Annotated in this window: 1 protein-coding gene; it reads right to left on the bottom strand. The window is 29.4% G+C overall.

All coding sequences use genetic code 11. The features are described from left to right. Positions 1-820: IS982 family transposase (locus RH98_RS15025; protein WP_010257868.1), on the bottom strand; the 820-nt coding region annotated here is incomplete at its 3' end. Between the last annotated feature and the right edge of the window lie 92 nt (positions 821-912).

The following is a 912-nucleotide window of genomic DNA, read 5'->3' as shown; positions in this document are numbered from 1 at the left end:
ACTGTATTGTAGTCAAAGCAGTTATCTTAGATAATATTCTAGTTCTATATCCCTCAAAGGATTTAGCATAATTACGTCTAATCATAAATTGATCACATAATTGAGAGAATAAGGTTTCTATTCTTTTTCTTCCTTTTTGGTATAAAAAGAATTGAGGCTTATAGTCAAGTTGATTTTTTCTTTTAGGAGTACTTAACTCAATATTAGCAGTCTCAAATAAATCTAATTGTACCTTGCTTGACAAATAACCTTTATCTCCAATTAACACACAATCATTCATTTGATGTTTTACATCTTCTAAATAATTGATATCGTGTACAGAAGCTTTAGTTAAATCTATACTATGAAAAACACCTTCGAATGAACAAACTGCATGTAGTTTATATCCGTAAAAATGCATCGATTGAGAGGCGCAATAGCCTTGATTTGGAGAAGTAGCGTATTGTTCTTTACAAATTTTAGCTCTATTACTTCTGGATAGTTTACAAACCTCTAATGGCATACTATCAATAATAAAATGGGTTTGATTATTATTTAGTAATCCTGATATTTTAGTCCTTAGAGCTTCAATATGAAAAAATAAACGACGTTTTCTTCTATTATAAACACTACGTTCTATTTTGTGTTGTAATTCTTTAGGTAAAAGTGTAAACAAATAATTCTCACTATCTATACCAAGGTATTCTGCTGTTAAGCAAATACTTATTAATTCCAGATCACTTAGTCTTGGTTTGCGTCTTTGATAAGAAAGTAAAGTATTTTCACTAATTGACTGTAAAACTTCTAATATTCTTTTGTAATTTGCAAGCAAGTTGTCCATAGGTAAGTTTTTGGGTAGGATCTTAAATTTACTGCTTATTATAAGCATGGGCAACTTTTTTTACTACCTATTCATAATGCACAACGGGTATT

The organism is Myroides injenensis M09-0166 (assembly GCF_000246945.1).
Classification (GTDB): domain Bacteria; phylum Bacteroidota; class Bacteroidia; order Flavobacteriales; family Flavobacteriaceae; genus Flavobacterium; species Flavobacterium injenense.
Note: the sequence above shows the minus strand (reverse complement) of the source record. Positions and strands in the feature narration are given on the sequence as shown.